Raw genomic sequence first — 18,117 nt, 5'->3', positions numbered from 1 at the left:
AAACAATTCAATGATAGGCCAGACCTATAGAAATCCGCGGGGAACGGATCATGCGCCATTCGCAGCTAAAGGCCTTTCACCATGTGGCTCTTCTGGGCGGCTTTTCCCGCGCCGCAGAAGCCCTGCATCTGACCCAGCCCGCGATCTCCGAGCAGGTGCGCAAACTGGAGCAGGACCACGACGTGCTGCTGTTCCGGCGCGAAAAGAAACGGGTGTTCCTGACAGAGGCGGGTGAGGAACTGCTGCATCTGACCAAGCAGTATTTCGAGGTGGAAACCCAGATAGGGGATTTCCTGTCGGCAACCCGCGCCGCGATTGAGGGCGAATTGCGCATCATCGCGGATTCGGCCCAGCACATGACCGGTTTCCTGGGACCGTTCCAGAAACGCTATCCGAATGTCGTCATCTCGCTGCGCGCGGGAAACACCGGCGAAATCATCGATGAGCTGCGCGACTATAACGCCGAAATCGGCGTGGCGGGCAGCTTGTCTCCCGGCAAGGACATGAGCGTGCTGAACCTCGGTGCCACCGGCATCGTTGCCTTCGCCGCGCGCGGGTTGCTGATGACCTCTCAGAAGACCCTGTCGTTCCGGGAACTGTCACAACTGCCGCTGGTGTTCCGCGAGGAAGGCTCCAAGACCCGCGAGAAGGTGGAGACGGCCGCCCGCGAGCAGGGCATCCGGCTGAAGCCCGCGATTGTCGCCGAGGGCCGGGAGGCCGTGCGCGAGCTTGTTGCCTCCGGCGCGGGCATCGGCTTCGTCTCCGAGGCCGAGTTTGGCCACGACGACCGCCTGGTCAGATACAGCTTGCGCGATGCAGAGCTCACGATGAGCGAAAGCATCATCTACCTCACCCAGCGCCGCGACGTCCGGGTGATCCGCGCCTTCATGGAGTTTGCCAAAGGTATCCAGGCCGAACGAGAGACACGGTAAAAAAATGAGTAAGCGGAGTGGCAGGCCATTCCCCGTGTGTTCCGTTCAGAAGTATCCGGGGAAGTACGCACGGTCGGCCGCCCGGAGGATTTCCCCGGCGCCTGTCCTGTTGAACTTATCGGGATAGGCTTCGCAATGTTTGAGCCCTGCAGCAGGCCAAGTGCCTGCCGGCCGCCGCCGGGACGGGTATCCGCTTAAAGCGTGCCGGAGCTACCCCCGCAAACTGCCATCAGTCAAGCGAGTCAGCCCGGTCTGTGCCAAAGCAATACTCAATTCTTCACTAAGGGCATCCCACAGCTGTTCCAGTCCCTGCTCACCAGCAGCCGCGATTGCATATTGCAGAATTCTTCCGATAAAGACGAAGTCTGCACCTACGGACAGGGCTTTAAGAACATCCTCGCCGGAACGGATGCCGCTGTCGTAAAAAACCGGGTATTCCGGCCCAAGATCCGCACGGATTTCTGCCAGCATTTCTATCGGGGCCGGGGCTGCCTCCAGCTGGCGGGCGCCGTGGCTGGAGACCTGAATGGCATCCACCCCCGCAGCAACCAGCGCGCCGGCGTCTTCGGCGTCCAGCACGCCCTTCACCACCAGTTTGCCGGGCCAGAGATCGCGCAGCCGGGCCAGGGTGTCCCAGGTGGCGCGCGCCCGGCTTTCGGTGCGGTCGAAGTCATAGCCCTCCATCTCGAAATTTGCCATCACCGGCTTGCCCTTTAACAGGGCCGCCAGCGACCACCGCGGGTGCAGGGCAAAGTCGAGGAACTGCCGCGGGCCGATGCGGAACGGCATCTTGAAGCCGTGGCGCAGCTCGCGCGGGCGGCGGCCGACCTCGGGCACATCGACCGTCAGCACCAGCGTCTGATAGCCGGCCGCGCGGGCGCGCTCGGCCAGCTTGAAGGTGCCAGTGCCGTCGCCGCTGAAATAGAGCTGGAACCAGGCATAGCCCTCTGACGCCTCCAGGATGGTTTCCAAGGGGGTCGAGGCGACGGTGGAGACCCCGTGCGGCACCCGGTAGCGCGCCGCCAGCCGCGCCAGCATCAGGTCGGCACCTGGGGCCGCAAGGTTGCACATGCCCATCGGGGCAATCCCGAAGGGCCGGTCTGCTTCGGCGCCGAATACCCGGGTGGCCAGCGAGCGCTGGCTGACATCGCGCAGGATACGGGGCCGCAGGGTGATGGCGTCCAGGGCAGCGCGGTTGCGCACCGCCCCGGTTTCCTGCCCGGCGGCGCCGTCGATGTAGTCAAACACCATCCAGGGCAGCCGCCGCCGGGCCAGGCGGCGGGCATCCTCGGCGGAATGGATGGCGCCTGCGCCCATCAGCCGGCCACGGCCTTCATGAAGCGGTCGCGGATCACCACCGGGTCCATCGTGATCACCGGCATCTTGGCGTTGCCGCTGTCACATTTGACCACCAGCACCGTCGCCTCACCGCTGGCCAGCGCTTCCTCCAGCGCCGGGCCGGTGTCCTTGTCCTGCACCTCCACCACCCGGACGCAGCCGGCGGCGCGGGCCATGGCGGCCAGGTCGGTGCGCTGGCTGGTATAGGTCGGCTGGTCACCGGTGGAGCCATAGGAGCCGTTGTCGACGATCATCAGGATGTAGTTGGAGGGTGCGTTGTTGCCGATGGTGGGCAGGGTGCCGAGGTTGGTGAGGATCGAGCCGTCACCGTCGATCACGATCACCGGTTTCGGCTGCGCCAGCGCCAGCCCCAGCCCGATGGAGGAGGCAAGCCCCATGGTGCCCAGCATGTAGAAATTGGTGGGCTGGTCGTCGATCGCGTGCAGCTCCTGTGACGGAATGCCGATGTTGCAGACAACCAGCTGGTCCCGCAGGATGGGCGCGATCTCTTTCAGGATTTCAGAACGGATCATTGGTCGCCATAGCCTCCCCAGAAGTTGGCGTCGGTCAGGATGGCAACGGGCTTGTTGCACATGAAGGTGTATTTCAGGATGTTGTCCAGCTCCTCGACATCTTTCTGCCAGTGGAAGTGGTAGGTCGGGATGTTGAGCTGGGCCAGCAGCGCCTTGGTATGCACCGCCATTTCCACCTGGCAGGCCACCGGCTCGCGCAGTTCGCCGCGGTAGGAGATCAGCATCGGCAGCGGCATCCGGTAGTATTGGATCAGCGTCGCCAGCGTGTTGATCGTCACTCCGATGGCGGTGTTTTGCATGATGATGGCCGGGCGCTTGCCGCCCATCCAGGCGCCGGCGCAGAGCCCCATGCCCTCGTCCTCCTTATTGGAGGGGATGTGGAAGATGTCGTCGCGCTGGTCGATCTCCTCGATCACGCCGGCCAGCTGCTTGCAGGGCACGGTCGTGACGAAGGAGACGCCGTTGGCGGCCAGATCGTCAGCGATCCTCTTGTCTATGTTCATGGTCGGTAGCCTTTGCTTCGGGTGTCGTGTTCTGGGTCAGGCGGTCCGGCAGACGTGGACTGCACACGGGGCGTGGCGAACCACGCGGGCAGCTGTCGAACCAAGGAAAAAGTCGCTGAGGCCCGGTTTGTGCGAGCCGACGACGATGCAGTCCATGCCGTGTTTCTCCGCGTATTCGACAATGGCGCGGTAGGACCGGCCCTTGACGATCTCTGCAGTCACATTGCCGTGGCCTGCGGTCTTTGCGGCGAGCAGCTGGCGGGCCTTGTCGTAGCCTTCGCGCACGGTGTCTTCGTCCAGGTAGGCAGTGACTGAACTGTGCACCGCCTCATAGACATGCAGTGCAGTGATCTGCCCGCCCGGATTGCACAGGGTGGCGGCGGCCTTCAGCGTCGTTCCGGAAACCCCGTGATCCAGGGCCATGGGAACCAGGATTTTGTCATACATGGTTGCTCTCCGTTTGCTCCGTGCGCAGGCTCATGCCCAAGGGTCGAGGATGATTTTGGGTGCCGCCACCGCGCCGGACCGCAGGTCGCGAAAGGCGGCGGCGCCGTCCGACAGCGGCCGCTGTTCAGGCCAGTCCAGCGGGCCAAGGCGGCCGTCGAAGATCGCCTGCGCGGTGTCGCGGAAGTCCTGCGCGGTATAGGTGTAGGTGCCGATGAAGGTGATCTCCTGCAGCGTCATGCGGCGGATATCCAAGCCTCCGGTGTCCTCACCCAGTCCGACATGGGCAATCACCCCGCCGGGCGCGGCAGTTGCTGAGGCCGCGGCACGGGTGGCGGCATAGCCGACGGCGTCCACCACCAGCGGCACCATACCCTGAAACTCTGCGACAGCCTGCTGGCCGCAGCGGTCCGTCAGGAAGGCACGGCGCGCAGCATTGGGTTCCTGGATGGTCACCTCCGCCACCCCCATCGCCCTCAGCGCCAATGCCGCCGCCAGGCCGATGGCGCCGCCGCCTATCACCAGCGCGCGGCGCTCTGTGCTTGGATGCAGCGCCTCCAGCGCCAGCCGGGCGGCGTGCCAGCTGACTGCCAGCGGCTCGGCCAGCGCGGCCTTTTCCAGAGGCACCTCGTGCGGGACGGTCACCAGGTTGCTTTCCGGCATTGCCACGAACTGGGCAAAAGCGCCCTCGCGCGGCGGCATCGAGATGATCTGGCGGCTGGCGCATAGGTTTTCGCGCCCCGATGCGCAGGCAGCGCAGCCGCCGCAGGTCACCAGCGGATTGATCGTCACCCGCCGGCCCGCTTGCGGTCCGTCCTCGATCACGCCGGCGGCCTCATGCCCCAGGATCAGCGGCGCAGGCCTGCGGTTGTCGTGGCCCAGATAGGCGTGCATGTCCGAGCCGCAGATGCCGGAGGCGCGGATGCGGATCAGATGTTCGCCGTCCCGGCCCGCTGCCATTGGCACTTCGCGCAGCGCCAGCGTCTCAACCCCTTCATAAACCAAGGCTTTCATTTCGCGGTGAACCCCCCGTCAACCATCAGGATTTGCCCGGTCACATAGGCCGACGCCTCCGAGCACAGGAACAGCAGCGGCCCGTCGATATCCTCCAGGCGGCCGTTGCGGCCGATACAGGTCTGCGCCGCGTTGCGGGCGGCGCGGGCCTCATCCCCGAACACCGCCTGGGTCAGCTCGGTCGGGAAGAACCCCGGCCCGATCGCGTTGGCGGTGATGCCATGGGGCGACCAGGCCTCTGCCATGGCACGGGTCAGCTGGCCGATCCCGCCCTTGCTGGCGCCATAGGCGATGCCGCCGGGAAAGGCGCGGGCGGTCTGGAGGGAGGCAAAATTGACGATCCGCCCCCAGCCCCGCTCCTTCATCGCCGGCACCAGCGCCTGGCTCAGGAAGAAGGGCGCCGAAAGGTTCAGCGCCAGGGTCTGGTCCCAGCCCTCCGCCGTGACGTCATCCGCGGTCTGCCGCGTGTTGACGCCTGCCGCATGCACCAGGATGTCCGGCGCCCCGAAGGGGGCGGAGACCGCCTGCCGCAGCGCTTCCAGCCCGCTGCGGTCCGCCACATCCGCTGCCGCATATGCGGCAGCCGGGCCGATCTCTGCGCAGAGACTTTCCAAGGCCTCCGCCCGGCGGGCCACTGCGACCACCTGCGCCCCGGCAGCGGCCAGCGCGATGGCCGCCCGCCGTCCCAGGCCGGAACTGGCGCCAGTGATGCAGGCGGTCCGGCCTGCCAGATCGAACAGGGTTCGCGAGTCAGCCATTGGCGGTCAGGTCGAAGGTTTCGTCCGGGAAATACTTGGCCAGCCGTACGTCGGCAGCACGGGCGTGGCCCTCCATCCCCTCCAGCCGGGCAATCCGGGCCGTGGCCTCCGCCACCGGCTTGGAGCCCTCGCGGGTGGCGCGCTGCCAGGTCACGATCTTCATGTATTTGTGGACACTGAGACCACCGGTATAGCTGGCCGCGCGCGAGGTCGGCAGCACGTGGTTGGTGCCCGCCGCCTTGTCGCCATAGGAGACTGTGGTCTCCTCGCCCAGGAACAACGAGCCGTAGCAGGTCAGTTGCTCCAGCCACCAGTCCAGGTCCTCTGCCTGCACGGTCAGGTGCTCGGGCGCGTATTCGTCGGAACAGGCCGCCATGTCCTCTCGGTCTGCACACAGGATCACCTCGGCATAGTCGCGCCAGGCCGCAGTGGCGTTCTCGCGGTTCACCTCTGGCAGATCGTCGATGTAGCCGGGGACCAGCCTCATCACTTCCTCGGCCAGGGTGCGGTCATCCGTGACCAGCCAGACCGGCGAGTTGTAGCCATGCTCTGCCTGGCTCACCAGATCAGTGGCGACGATTTGGGCATCCGCCGTGCCGTCGGCCAGGATCAGGCTGTCGGTCGGGCCTGCAATCATGTCGATGCCGACGCGGCCGAACAGGATCCGCTTGGCCTCTGCCACGAACTGGTTGCCGGGGCCGACCAGGATGTTGGCCTTGGGCAGGCCAAAGAGCCCAAAGGTCATCGCCGCAACGCCCTGCACGCCGCCCATCGCCATGATCTTGTCGGCGCCGCAGATATGGGCGGCATAGACAATCGCAGGGGCCACACCCACGCCGGGGCGCGGCGGCGAGCAGGCGGTGATGTGCTTGCAGCCGGCCACCTTGGCGGTGGTCACGGTCATGATGGCGCTGGCGATATGGCTGTAGCGCCCGCCGGGCACGTAGCAGCCCGCCGCATCCACCGGTATTACCTTTTGCCCGGTGACGAAGCCGGGGGAGATTTCGGTTTCCACATCCCGCATCGTGCTTTTCTGCAGCTCGGCAAAGCGGCGCACGTTGTCGTGGGCGAACTGGATATCAGCCTTCAGCTTCTCCGGCACCTGGGCGCAGGCTGCCTCGATCTCCTCGGTTGTCAGCAGCACGTTGCCTTCGTAACGGTCGAACTTGGCGGCATATTCCAGCGCTTTGGCGTCGCCGCCTGCCTCGATGTCGTCCAGGATGCCCTGCACGATCTTGTGTGTCTCGGAGGCATCCGATTTGGGGGTCAGGGCAGCCTTTTTCAGGTATTCTCGGGTCATTTCCAGGGGGTCCTACTTGTAGATATCGGGAAGCAGAGTGGTCGAAATCGGCGGAACGTAGGCGATCAGCAGCACCACGATCAGCATGGTCAGCACGAAGGGCACGGCGCGGGCGGCGATCTTCAGGATGGACTCGCCGGTGATGCCGGAGACGACGAACAGGTTCAGCCCCAGCGGCGGGGTGATGAAGCCCACTCCCAGCGCGGTGATCATCATGATGCAGAACTGGATCTCGTTCATGCCGATGTTGTCGGCGAGCGGCTTCAGGATCGGCGCCAGGATCACGATGTTGGGGGTGGTCTCCATCACGCAGCCCGCAGCGATCAGGATGCAGATCATCAAGAGGATCAGCAGCGACGGATCATCGGTCAGCCCGGTCACCGCGGTGACAAAGCCCTGCGGCACGCCCATGATCGCCAGCGCCTCTGCCAGCGGGGCGGAGAAGGCGATGATCGGCAGGATCACCCCGTTCACCTTAGCAGAGCTGACCAGCATCGCCGGGAAATCCGACAGTTTCAGCGTGCCCAGAATGAAGCCCATCAGGATGGTGACGACAACCGCGGTGGCGCCGGCCTCGGTCGGGGTCAGGCGGCCGGAGAAAATGCCGTAGAAGATGATGCCCGGCACGATGAAGGCATACCAGCCGGACTTCAGCGCGTGGCCCAGGTTGCCCAGCCACTCCACCAGGCCCATGTTGCCGCCGGTCTCGTAGGTATAGAGCCGGTTCATGATAATATTGGTGATCAGGATCGACACCAGGATCGCCAGGCCCGGGATCAGCGCGGCCAGGAACAGGGTGGAGGCGGAAATGCCCAGCACCAGACCGATGATGATATAGGCGATAGAGGGCGGGATCAGGATGCCGGTACAGGCGCCCGCCGCCACCAGCGCGCAGGCATAGGGGCGCGGATAACCGCTTTCGACCAGCCGGTTGATGGTCATCCGCCCGACCGCTGCGGCGCCGGCCGCGTCAGAGCCGGAAATCGCCGCGAACATGCCGCAGACCAGCACCGTGGCCGACCCGAAGCCGCCGCGCGTCCAGCAGGTCAGCGCCTCCGCCACATCGAGGAATTTCTTGCTGAGTCCGGTCCGTACCAGCACGTCGCCGGTCAGGATGAACAGCGGCACCGCGGTCAGCGCAAAGGCGTCGATGCCTGTGAACAGGCTCTCGCCGATGGCGCTGAGCGGCAGATCGCCCGACATCACCAGCATGGTGATCGCCGCCGCGCCGATGGCAGCCCAGACCGGTACCGCAAGCGCGATCAGCGCCACGAACATGATCACCGGCAGGTAGAAATCCCAGCCCAGTTCGACTGTTTGATTAAGTGAATTCCACAGCATCGCTCAGGCCCCTCAATCAAACAGCTTGTCGCCTTCAAAGACGGGGGTGCCGTCGCGAAGGCTGCGGTAGTCGCGCAGGAAGGATTGCAGCAGGCGCCAGATCATCAGGGCAAAGCCTGCGGGCACCGCCATCAGGAACCAGACCATCGAGATCCGCAGCCCGTGGCTGACTGAACCGAATTTGGCTGAAACCAGCACCGTCTCGAACGACCAGTAAAGCGCCACAAGCGCGACCACGAACATCACCAGATCGCCGAAGATGTAGATCAGCGCTTTGGGCCGCGGACCCAGATAATGCAGGATCACATCGATCCGGATATGGGCGCGTTCCTTGACCGCCGCCGCGGCGCCGATCCAGGCCAGATAGATGAAGGAATAGCGGACGATCTCCTCGCCCCAGATCGAGGAAAAGGCAAACAGCTCACGCCGGATCACCTCGATCGCCATAGTGATGACCAGCATCACATAGAACACCAGGAGCAGCCAGCGCTCTGCGTTCTTGTCGATGGTTCGCAGGAAATTCATTGCCGTTCCCGTGGTTCAGGCGCACCCCCGCAATCAGCCCGGCAGGCTGTCGCAAGGGCGGCTGTTGAGTAATGGGCGGGCGCCGTGTCACGGCGCTCCGGCCCGGTGCGGCTCAGGCGTCGTGCACGTAGTATTTGCCCTGGGTGCCCGCGGCCTCTTCCAGCTTGGCAAAACTCTCCATCGAGCCTGCCAGCTCGGTCTTGAAGGAATCCCATTCGCTGCGCTGGTAGCCGCCGGCTTCTTGCCACTCACCCAGCTGATCACCGCTGAGGGTGTGGAATTCGACACCCGCCTTGGTCAGTTCGGCCATGGCATAGGCGCGGGCAGAGGGCACTTTGGACAGGTTCTGATGCGCGGTCATCTCCGAGCCCCACATCACGCCCTCCTGCACGTCGGCAGGCAGCGCGTTGAACCATTCCAGATTGCAGGAATAGACCTGGCTGTCCGGCACCGCCTGGGTGAAGGTCACATGGCTCAGAATGTCCTTGAAACCAAAGACATAAAGCGCTCCGACGGAGGGGTCGAGCGCATCTGCGACCCCCTGCTTGATGGCCGAGGGCGTCTCGCCCCAGGCCACCGGCGTCGGGTTGGCGCCGACCATGCGGTAATACTGCTGCAGCATCTTGGATCCCGGCACCCGGAACTTCACACCTGCCATATCACCGGGTGACAGCACCGCGTTGCCGCCTTTGCGCACCGCTACCACGCGGGGGTCGATGTTCACGTAAAACAGCGCCTTGAAGCCGGCGGCCTCCACCTTGGGATGCACCTCGGCCTTCCAGAAATCCGAGTTGACCAGATTGGTGAACCGCTGGTTGGAGCCGCAGAGATAGGGCATGTTGATCAGGTCAACGGTGGAGGCGAAGGGGGCGAAATTCGACAGCGAGTGCTGCGCTGCCTGAATGGTGCCGCCCTGAACTTTTTGCACCAGCGCGCCGCCCGCGCCCAGCTGGCCGCCGGGGGCCAGCTTGACATAGATCTTGCCATTGGTGGCGTTCTGGATGTTCTCCTTCAGATCCAGCTGCATGATCGGATAGCTGCGCGACGCGCCCAGCACATAGGCGGTGGCCACGGTCATGATATGCTCCGCCGCGCGCTCGCGCTCTTTCTCTTCCTTGGCAGTCTGCGCTGCGGCCTCAGACGACCACAGCACCCCGCCGGCACCGGCCACCAGCGCCGCGGTGAAAGAGCCGGTTGAGGCCAGTTTCAGAAAATTGCGGCGCTCAGCAGATTTGAGGCCATCCTTGCCATTCGTCATTGTTTTCCTCCCTAGAAATCCGTCAGCTGCCGTTCTTGTTCTTGTGGTCAGCCTCGCGCTTGAGAATTGCCGCCACGAACAGGATCGAGGCGGCAAACAACACCAGCATCTCCCCGACATCCCCCAGCAAGCCGCCGCCGCCAAAGGCGCCCAAGGCGACATTGGCAAAGAACACGGCAAATACGGCAGCAGCAGACCAGAGAAACATCGCAAGATCCCGATTATTATCCCAACCCCATTTGTAAGCGCTTACATCTGAAATGCAAGCGCTTACATAGAAGGATGGCAAGCGCTGCATTTTGTGGTATGACGAGGGGCAAAGGAATGGCAGGCGTCACATGGGAAAAACCCGTTCAGCTCCGACACTTAACGATGTTGCTAAGGCGGCGGGCGTTTCCACCGCCACAGTGTCGCGCTGCCTGAATTCTCCGGACCGGGTGATCGAGGCAACCCGCCAGAGGGTGATGCAGGCGGTCGAATCACTGGGCTACACGCCGAATTTTGCGGCCCGCGTGATGGCGGCCAAGCGCAGCTTCACCATCGGCGCCATAATTCCGACCATGGACAACGCCATCTTCGCCCGCGGGCTGCAGGCCTTTCAGGACCAGTTGCACGAGAACGGCTACACGCTCCTGGTATCCAGTTCAGCCTACGATCCCGAGGTGGAGCGCGAACAGATCCGCACCCTGGTGGCCCGAGGCGCCGACGGCCTGCTGCTGATCGGGCATGCGCGTGATGCAGAAATCTACGAGTATCTGGAGCGCCATCAGGTCCCGTCAGTGGTTGCCTGGTCCTATGCCCCTGAGGCGCAGCGGCCGTCTGTCGGTTTCAGCAACGCAGAGGCCATGGGCGAACTGGCGCGCAGTGTGATTTTCGCCGGCCACCGGCGGATTGCCATGATCTCGGGCATCACACAGGGCAACGACCGGGCCCAAGGCCGGGTGGAGGGCGTGCAGCAGGCGATGGCCGAATACGGGCTGGATGCCAGCGCTTTGACACTGATCGAAACGGCTTACGAGATTGACAAGGGCGCTGAGGCCTTCGGGCAGCTGATGGCCCTGACCCCGCGCCCGACGGTGGTCATGTGCGGCAACGATGTGCTGGCTGCCGGTGCTCTGCGCGAGGCGCGCAGACTGGGAATCCAGGTGCCTGAGCAGGTTTCTGTGACTGGGTTTGACGACATCGAATTGGCAGAGATCGTCAGCCCTGCCCTGACAACCGTGCATGTTCCGCACCGTGAAATGGGACGCAAGGCGGCGTGCGAACTGACGGCAATGGTTGAAGGCAAATCGGAAGGCCGATCGAGCTGCATCAGCACCAGGCTTGTGACCCGTCACTCTTTGGCTGGGCCTCCTTAAAGTTCAAAGGAAAAGGCGCGCGATGTTAAGGCTGTTCCGCCGTTTCGATGCGTGATCAGGCGAAAGTCAGGCAACAACCGGCGACCGGGCTGTTTCCCCAGCGGGCGGAAAGGGTTTCCTGGCAGGTTGGAGGTGGAAATCCAATCCGGTGAGCCGCAAGCAAGCAGGTGAAATCAGAACGCCAATGTCGGGACATCGACAATCGCCGCACCGCCATCGACCGTCAGAGCGGCCCCGGTAATCATGGCAGCCTCCTGCGAGCAAAGGAACGCAACGGCGGCGGCAACCTCTTCGCCCGTGGCCGGGCGGCGCAGCGGCACGTCGCGGGTGACCAGGCTGTAGGCGTCCTCGATGGAAGCAAGCCCCCGGCGCTCCACCAGCTCTGCCATCTCGGCATCGGCCATTTCGGTGCGGACCCAGCCGGGGCAGATCGCGTTGCAGCGCACGCCGTGCCTGCCATAGTCGCGGGCAATCGACCGGGTCAGCCCCAGCAGCCCGTGTTTCATGGTGACATAGCCGCAGGCCTCTGGCCCGGCCGCCAGGGCAGCTATCGACGCCATCATCAGGATGCTGCCGCGCCGTTCCCTCAGCGCCGGCATGGCGGCGCGGGCAGAAACCATTGCCGTGTTCAAATTGGCCTGCACCGCGGCGGCCCAGTCTTCATCACTGATCCCGGTGAGTGTGCCGAAGCCAAAGCCGCCCGCATTGCAGACCATCACGTCCAGCCCGCCCCAGCGGTCGCGGGCCAGCTCCACCAGAGACTCCATATGCTCTGCACTGGCGGCATCCCCTGCCACGGCAATGCCGCCGCAGCTGTCCGCCACTTTTCCGATCGGTTCCAGCCGACGGCCGGTCAGGATCACATTGCCGCCCTCAGCCGCAATCCGGCGGGCCGTGGCGGCACCGATGCCTGTGCCCGCGCCGGTGATGATCGCGGCCTTGCCTTCAAAGCGTGTCATGGCTGGATACCCTTTCTTGCCAGATATTCCTGCGCCAGCGTCCGGGTGGACCTGATGAACCGCTGATTGCGATCGGCGGCTCCGGGTTCGTCCATGCGGGTAATGATCCAGCCCGCATAGGTTGCCGAGCGCAGCACGATGAACAGATCGAGTGCCGCCAGGTCGATCGCCCGTTCCGACAGGTAGCCGGCAATCAGTGCGCCGCGCAGCGCCGGGTAGTCGGCCTCCCGCATGTTCTTGAGCAGCGTGGTGGCCAGATCGAACAGCCGGAAACCGAAGCCGCTGTCGTCAAAGTCGATCAGCTGCAGCTTGTCGCCGTCCGCCATCACGTTTTCGCGCACCAGATCGGCGTGAATCAGGCCATAATCAAGTTTGCCCTCCAGCTGCTGCAGCTCGGCACCGGCTTCCCTGCGCAGGGCAAGGAACAGCGCGCGGTCCTCTGCCGTCAGAGAAGGGTTTTCCCAGAACCGGCCCCAGACCGGGTTTTCGCCAAGCAAGCCGTCCCGGTCCCAGGACCAGCGGCTGAAGCCCTCTGGCGGCGTCCAGCGGTCGGAGACCGCGTGCAGCCGCGCCATCTCCCGGCCGATGCCGTGCAGCAGCCCGGCGCGGTCGGCCGCGGCCAGATCCTCGCCCGTCTTGCCAACCGGAGCGCCGGAGAGCCAGGTCAGCACATCGACCTGGACTCCGCCGGCCACGTGCAGGAAGTCACCCGAAGCCGAAGGGATTGGGGCGGGCACATTCAGGCCGCCCTCCGCCGCGGCGTTCATCCACTGCAGTTCCGACCACAGCTCTGCGTCCGTCCGGTAGCCGGGGCGGTGCAAGCGCAGCGCATAAGACCGGCTGCCGTGATCCACCCGGTAGACCTGGTTTTCGCGGGTGGCAATCAGGCGGGCAGCCGCGCCCTCCATCCCCCAGAGCGCCAGGGATTTCTCCACTGCGGCGGTCACGGCTGCACCGGGATTTCGGCCAGAACTTCATCCAGCGTATCGAACAGCAGGTCGGCGTTTTCCCTGGAGAACGGCATCGGCGGGCGGATTTTCAGGGTGTTCTTGTGGCGGCCCAGCTTGGAATGGATGATGCCACGGTGGCGCATGGCGTTGATCACCCGGTCGGTGAAGGCGCTGGCCGGCTCCTTTGTGGCGCGGTCCAGCACCATTTCGGCGCCAAACACCATGCCGGAGCCGCGCACATCGCCGATGACATCATATTTTTCCTGCAACGCTGTAAGCCGGGTGCGGGCATGGGCGCCGACAGCCTCGGCATGGGCCAGCAGGTTCTTGTCCTCGATCTCCTCCAGCACCGCCATCGCCGCGGCACAGGACACCGGGTTGCCGCCGAAGGTGTTGAAGTAACGGTAGCCCGAGCGGAAGGTTGCCAGGATTTCACCGCGGGTGACGACACCGCCGACCGGATGGCCATTGGCCATCGGCTTGCCCAGCGTCATCACATCCGGCACCACGCCCATCTTCTGATGCGCCCACATATGGGTGCCGGTGCGGCCAAAGCCGGACTGCACCTCGTCGCAGATCAGCAAGCCGCCCGCTTTGCGCACCACCTCTGCCGTGGGCTTCAGCCATCCGCCGGGATGGTTCGGGAAGCCCTCGTTCAGGAAAAAGGGGCAGATCACCAGCGCGGCAAAGCCGGTGCCCGCCGCTTCGTGCGCGGCGATCTGTTCCGCCACGGCGGCGGCGAATTTGGTACCGTCCGGATCCGGGTTCCGGTAGCTGTCCGGCGCCTCGGCAAAGCGGAAGTACTGCGCCAGCCCGAACCCGACCGTTGGCGTGTTCGAGCAGCTGAGCTGGCTGACCAGCGCAGTGTTTCCGTGATATGTCGCGTCGGTTGCCACGATTCCGCGCTTGCCGGTCATTGCCTCGGCCATGCGCAGGGCAATGTCGTTGGCCTCCGATCCGGTGCAGGTCAGGATGGCGGTGTCGAGCGAGGCATCCATGGTGGCGGTCAGCTTCTCTGTGTAGTCGAGAATGCCATCGTGCAGGTAGCGCGTGTGGGTGTTGAGCGTGGCTGCCTGGCGGCAGATCGCCTCCACCACCCGCGGGTTGCAGTGGCCCACATGCGGCACGTTGTTGTAGCAGTCCAGATACTTGTGCCCGCCAGCGTCCCACAGCCAGACGCCCTCGCCCCTGACGATATGCAGCGGCTCATCATAGAAGGTGGAGACATTCGGCCCCAGCAGCCGGGCGCGCCGGTTAATGAGATCCTGGGATCTGGGGGACAGTGTCATGGCGTTTCCTCGTGTCAAAGCTGAATCCAGGCGGACTTGCGGTCGGAGTATTTCTCCAGAGCGTGCAGGGATTTGTCATGGCCGTTGCCGGACTGCTTGACCCCGCCCAAAGGCACCGTCAGGTCAGAGCCGCCGTAGGTGTTCACATGCACGATGCCGGCACGGATGCCCGAAACCATCCGGTGCGCCCGGCTGAGGTTGGCGGTCCAGACCCCGGCGGAGAGGCCGTAGGTGGTGGCATTGGCGAGGCGGACTGCTTCCTCTTCATCCTTGAAGGTGGTGACGGCCAGCACCGGGCCGAACACCTCATTCTGGAACAGATTGTCCTGCGGTTTCACCCCGGCCATGATGGTGGGCTGCATGTAGAAGCCGCCGGTCTCTTCCAGGATGCGCTGGCCGCCGCTGCGCAATTCGGCCCCCTCAGTCTCGGCGCGGGCGGCGAACTCCAGGTTGGCCTCCAGCTCCGCCAGCGAATGCACCGCGCCGATCTGACTGGCGAGATCGAGCGGGTCGCCGACGCGGAAAGCCTCGGCATGGCGGGCCATTTCTGCGATGAAATCCTCGGCAATGTCCTCCTGCACCAGCAGCCGCGACCCGGCCACGCAGACCTGGCCAGAATTGCGGAAGATGCCCGCTGCCGAAACCTTGGCCGCCTCGGCCAGGTCCGGCGCATCGCTGAAGACGATGTTGGGGGATTTGCCGCCCAGCTCCAGATAGCAGCGCTTGAGGTTGGAGCGGGCCGAGTATTCCAGCAGCCGCCGCCCGGTGGCGCCGGAGCCGGTGAAGACCATGATGTCCACGTCCATGCTGAGCGCCAGGGTTTCGCCAACCACGCTGCCCTTGCCTGTGACCACATTGAAGACGCCCGGCGGCAGGCCGGCCTCGACCGCCAGTTCGGCGATCTTCAACAGGCTGAGCGAGGCGCTTTCAGCAGGTTTCAGGACAATCGAGTTGCCCGCCGCCAGCGCCGGGGCGATTTTCCACGCGCCGATCATCAGCGGAAAGTTCCAGGGCACGATGGCCCCCACCACCCCGACCGGCGCGTGATGCACCAGGGCCAGCACGTTCTCCGCCGTGGGGGCAACCTGGCCATAGACCTTGTCGATTGCCTCGCCGTAGTAGCGGAAGGTGGCAGCGGCCGACAGCGCCTCGGCCTTGATCGCCATGCTGATTTCGGTGCCGTTGTCGCGCACCCCCAGAACCGCCAGGTCCAGCGCCCGGTCCTCGATCAGGTCGCCCAGCTTCATCAGCACCTTCTTGCGGGCGGCAGGGGCCATGCGGGACCAGTGGCCCGCCTCAAAGGACGCCCGGGCGGAGGCGACGGCGCGCTCCATATCGGCAGGGGTTCCTTCGGCCAGGCGGGTCAGCGGCCGGCCGTCGATCGGGGAAATCACCTCCAGCGTGCCGCCGGTCAGAGAAGCCTGCGGCCCGCCATCGATGAAATGGCCCTGCGCCGGCACCCCCAGCTGGCGGAGGGCGTTGATTTCGTTCTGGTTCAGCATGCTGTTACCCTTGCTGGCTGGAATGTTCGTAGTCAGGCCCGACGGGCTCCGGCTTTTGCTTGGCCTTCTGCTCGCGGATCAGGGTGCGGACGTGCAGCACCAGGATCCCGATGATCATCACAAAGATGACCGCGGCGATGGGGCGGCTGATGAAATCGATGGGGGTTTTCACCGCCGCCATCGCGGCGCGCAGCTTGACCTCCATGATGCCACCCAGGACCATGCCCAGGATGATCGGCACGATCGGCAGGTTCAGCCGCTTGAGGATCAGCCCGAACACGCCGAAGCCCGCGGCGATGGCGCAATCGGTGATCGAATTGCGCAGCGAATAGACGCCGATGAAGGACAGCGTCAGGATCATCATGCCCAGGAAACGGGTCGGGATCTGAATGATCTTCAGCAGAAGGTTGGTGGAGAACAGCAGGAACACAAGCACGATCACATTGAGCAGGATGAGCGCTAGATACAGTGCCATCACGAAATCCAGCTGGGTTTCGAACAGCTGCGGCCCCGGGATCACGTTGTGCACATAGAACACCGACAGCATCATTGCGGTCAGTGCCTCGCCGGGGATGCCCAGCGCCAGAAGCGGGATCATTGCCGCACCTGGAACAGCGTTGTTTGCTGCCTCAGATGCGACAAGGCCTTCGGGAGAGCCGTTGCCGAAGGCGTCCGGGTTTTTCGAGGTTTTCTGCGCGTAGGTGTAGGAAAGGAACTGCGCGGTGAACTCGCCGACGCCGGGGATCATGCCCATCAGCACACCAAGGGAGGAGGAGACGGTGGCAATGCGCTTGATCCCCAGCAGCTCTTTCATGCCCGCAAGCATGCTGCCCTGCACATGGGCATCGCCGGGGGCATGGTCTTTTTCGATCAGCAGCAGGAACGCCTGGCTGAGAGCAAAGAGACCCAGCACCACGACAATCAGGTCAAACCCGGAAGACAGCCAGGACTGGTCGAAGGTGAAGCGTTTGGTGTATTTCACCGGCTCCAGCCCGACGGTGTTCAGGAAGATGCCGAAACAGGCCAGCATGCCGGCGGCAAAGGTCTGGCCGCGGTGCGCAACCACCACCAGCAGGATGCCCATGAACGCGGCGAGAAAGATCTCGCGGCTGCCGAAATGCGGGGCAATAACCGCCAGCAGCGGCGACAGCAGGATCAGGCAGATGACAGAGAAGATGCCGCCGAAGAAGGACGCCGTATAGGCCAGCGACAGCGCCCTGTGGCCCTCCTTGCGCCTGGTCATCGGGTAGCCGTCATAGGTGGTCAGCGCATTGACCGGCGTGCCCGGGGTATTGATCAGAATGGCGGGAATGGCACCGCCGTACATCGAGCTGCCGTAAATACCCAGCAGCAGGGTCAGCCCGACGATGGGCTCGAACGCAAAGGTGGCGGGCAGCAGGATGGCGATGGCGACTGCGGGTCCGACCCCCGGCAGCGCGCCGATGATGACGCCGCCGATGGAGCCGATGGCCAGCGCCATCAGGACTTCCCATTGGGCCAGGATCTGAAAACCGGAAAGAAGCGTGTCCATGGCGGCCTCACAAATAGGTCAGCGCAAAGGCGCGGATCGCCTCGGGCAGATACTGGTAGATTTCGCCTGCGGGGATCTTCACCTGCAGGAACCCGCGGAAGATCAGCGCGACGCAGACAGCAAACAGCGCAGCAAGCGTCAGGTGCTGCGGGCGGCGGAAGCCTGCACGCAACGTCAGGAACAGAGCAAACAGGATCGTTGATGGCAGGTAGCCGCAAAGCGGGACAATGGCGACATAGGCCAGGAAGTACAGGACGTACTCAAGCGATCTCAGCCAGAACACGACTTCCTTCAGCCGGCCGTAAATGCGCGGAGAAACGATCGAGCCCAGCAGATGGAAGGCGCCGAAGATCACCATGCCCCAGACTGCTATGCTGGGCCACAGCGACGGCTGTCCGAACCATTTGGTGCGTTTCACCCATTTGGTCTGCTCGCCAAGCTGGCTCAGCAGGAACAGCGCGAACAGCAGGAACACCACGGCAAAGACCAGGTCGCCGGGCCGCCGGTAACGCTGAAACAGCTCCTGAAAATACTTGATGCGTGTCATCGCAGCGCCCTCCTCAAGCCGCGGCGGATGCCGGG

General features: G+C 64.3%; 19 protein-coding genes. 2 read left to right on the top strand and 17 right to left on the bottom strand.

The features are described from left to right. The first annotated feature begins 50 nt into the window (after positions 1-50). Positions 51-932 (top strand): LysR substrate-binding domain-containing protein, encoded by an 882-nt coding sequence (locus tag AB1A62_RS14600; RefSeq protein ID WP_366662183.1) that lies wholly within the window; start codon positions 51-53, stop codon positions 930-932. Between the two features lie 210 nt (positions 933-1,142). On the opposite strand, the gene AB1A62_RS14595 is transcribed toward AB1A62_RS14600, so the two are convergent. From AB1A62_RS14595 to AB1A62_RS14545, 11 genes are all read right to left on the bottom strand, one after another. After that, on the bottom strand, positions 1,143-2,249 hold the full coding sequence (locus tag AB1A62_RS14595; RefSeq protein WP_366662182.1) for an alpha-hydroxy acid oxidase: 1,107 nt from the start codon (positions 2,247-2,249) through the stop codon (positions 1,143-1,145). Next, positions 2,249-2,803: a sulfopyruvate decarboxylase subunit beta gene (comE, locus tag AB1A62_RS14590; RefSeq protein ID WP_366662181.1), complete on the bottom strand. Its 555-nt coding sequence runs from the start codon at positions 2,801-2,803 to the stop codon at positions 2,249-2,251. Before comE ends, AB1A62_RS14595 begins: the two co-directional genes overlap by 1 nt. Next, positions 2,800-3,306 carry a sulfopyruvate decarboxylase subunit alpha gene (gene comD, locus AB1A62_RS14585; RefSeq protein ID WP_027256510.1) on the bottom strand — a complete coding sequence of 169 codons (507 nt, stop codon included), beginning with the start codon at positions 3,304-3,306 and terminating at the stop codon, positions 2,800-2,802. The genes comE and comD overlap by 4 nt, the downstream gene beginning before the upstream one ends. Before the next feature lie 36 nt (positions 3,307-3,342). Next, the gene (locus AB1A62_RS14580; protein WP_366662180.1) at positions 3,343-3,753 is read right to left on the bottom strand and encodes a universal stress protein; all 411 of its coding nucleotides are present in this window, start codon (positions 3,751-3,753) and stop codon (positions 3,343-3,345) included. Between the two features lie 30 nt (positions 3,754-3,783). Beyond that, positions 3,784-4,764, bottom strand: coding sequence for an alcohol dehydrogenase catalytic domain-containing protein (locus AB1A62_RS14575; RefSeq protein WP_366662179.1), 981 nt, complete (start codon positions 4,762-4,764; stop codon positions 3,784-3,786). Next, on the bottom strand, positions 4,761-5,522 hold the full coding sequence (locus AB1A62_RS14570; protein ID WP_366662178.1) for an SDR family oxidoreductase: 762 nt from the start codon (positions 5,520-5,522) through the stop codon (positions 4,761-4,763). Before AB1A62_RS14570 ends, AB1A62_RS14575 begins: the two co-directional genes overlap by 4 nt. Further along, a complete protein-coding gene (gene hisD, locus AB1A62_RS14565; protein ID WP_366662177.1) occupies positions 5,515-6,822 on the bottom strand; it encodes a histidinol dehydrogenase in 1,308 nt (435 codons plus the stop codon). Before hisD ends, AB1A62_RS14570 begins: the two co-directional genes overlap by 8 nt. Positions 6,823-6,834: 12 nt before the next feature. Beyond that, on the bottom strand, positions 6,835-8,163 hold the full coding sequence (locus AB1A62_RS14560) for a TRAP transporter large permease (RefSeq protein ID WP_366662176.1): 1,329 nt from the start codon (positions 8,161-8,163) through the stop codon (positions 6,835-6,837). A gap of 12 nt (positions 8,164-8,175) precedes the next feature. Further along, the gene (locus AB1A62_RS14555) at positions 8,176-8,688 is read right to left on the bottom strand and encodes a TRAP transporter small permease (RefSeq protein WP_366662175.1); all 513 of its coding nucleotides are present in this window, start codon (positions 8,686-8,688) and stop codon (positions 8,176-8,178) included. A 112-nt stretch (positions 8,689-8,800) separates the two neighbouring features. After that, positions 8,801-9,946: a TRAP transporter substrate-binding protein gene (locus tag AB1A62_RS14550; protein WP_366662174.1), complete on the bottom strand. Its 1,146-nt coding sequence runs from the start codon at positions 9,944-9,946 to the stop codon at positions 8,801-8,803. Between the two features lie 22 nt (positions 9,947-9,968). Then, positions 9,969-10,154, bottom strand: a complete 186-nt coding sequence (locus tag AB1A62_RS14545; protein WP_366662173.1) for a hypothetical protein — start codon at positions 10,152-10,154, stop codon at positions 9,969-9,971. Positions 10,155-10,284: 130 nt separating this feature from the next. On the opposite strand from AB1A62_RS14545, the gene AB1A62_RS14540 reads away from it, so the two are divergent. Next, positions 10,285-11,304, top strand: a complete 1,020-nt coding sequence (locus AB1A62_RS14540; protein WP_366662172.1) for a LacI family DNA-binding transcriptional regulator — start codon at positions 10,285-10,287, stop codon at positions 11,302-11,304. Positions 11,305-11,477: 173 nt separating this feature from the next. On the opposite strand, the gene AB1A62_RS14535 is transcribed toward AB1A62_RS14540, so the two are convergent. The 6 genes from AB1A62_RS14535 to AB1A62_RS14510 are packed head-to-tail and all read right to left on the bottom strand — an operon-like array spanning position 11,478 to position 18,082. Beyond that, a complete protein-coding gene (locus AB1A62_RS14535; RefSeq protein WP_366662171.1) occupies positions 11,478-12,263 on the bottom strand; it encodes an SDR family oxidoreductase in 786 nt (261 codons plus the stop codon). Continuing rightward, a complete protein-coding gene (locus AB1A62_RS14530) occupies positions 12,260-13,210 on the bottom strand; it encodes a phosphotransferase (protein ID WP_366662170.1) in 951 nt (316 codons plus the stop codon). The genes AB1A62_RS14535 and AB1A62_RS14530 overlap by 4 nt, the downstream gene beginning before the upstream one ends. Beyond that, on the bottom strand, positions 13,207-14,502 hold the full coding sequence (locus AB1A62_RS14525) for an aspartate aminotransferase family protein (protein ID WP_366662169.1): 1,296 nt from the start codon (positions 14,500-14,502) through the stop codon (positions 13,207-13,209). Before AB1A62_RS14525 ends, AB1A62_RS14530 begins: the two co-directional genes overlap by 4 nt. A 14-nt stretch (positions 14,503-14,516) precedes the next feature. Beyond that, positions 14,517-16,004 carry an aldehyde dehydrogenase gene (locus tag AB1A62_RS14520; RefSeq protein WP_366662168.1) on the bottom strand — a complete coding sequence of 496 codons (1,488 nt, stop codon included), beginning with the start codon at positions 16,002-16,004 and terminating at the stop codon, positions 14,517-14,519. Positions 16,005-16,008: 4 nt separating this feature from the next. Further along, complete coding sequence (locus AB1A62_RS14515; protein WP_366662167.1) at positions 16,009-17,535, bottom strand: tripartite tricarboxylate transporter permease; 1,527 nt, start codon at positions 17,533-17,535, stop codon at positions 16,009-16,011. 7 nt (positions 17,536-17,542) lie between these two features. Continuing rightward, entirely contained in the window at positions 17,543-18,082 is a 540-nt protein-coding gene (locus AB1A62_RS14510) for a tripartite tricarboxylate transporter TctB family protein (protein ID WP_366662166.1), read from the bottom strand. Positions 18,083-18,117: the final 35 nt, after the last annotated feature.

It is taken from the genome of Leisingera sp. JC11, from assembly GCF_040704725.1.
Taxonomy (GTDB): domain Bacteria; phylum Pseudomonadota; class Alphaproteobacteria; order Rhodobacterales; family Rhodobacteraceae; genus Leisingera.
The sequence above is the reverse complement of the archived record's forward strand: the minus strand, read 5'-3'. Positions and strand labels throughout refer to the sequence as shown.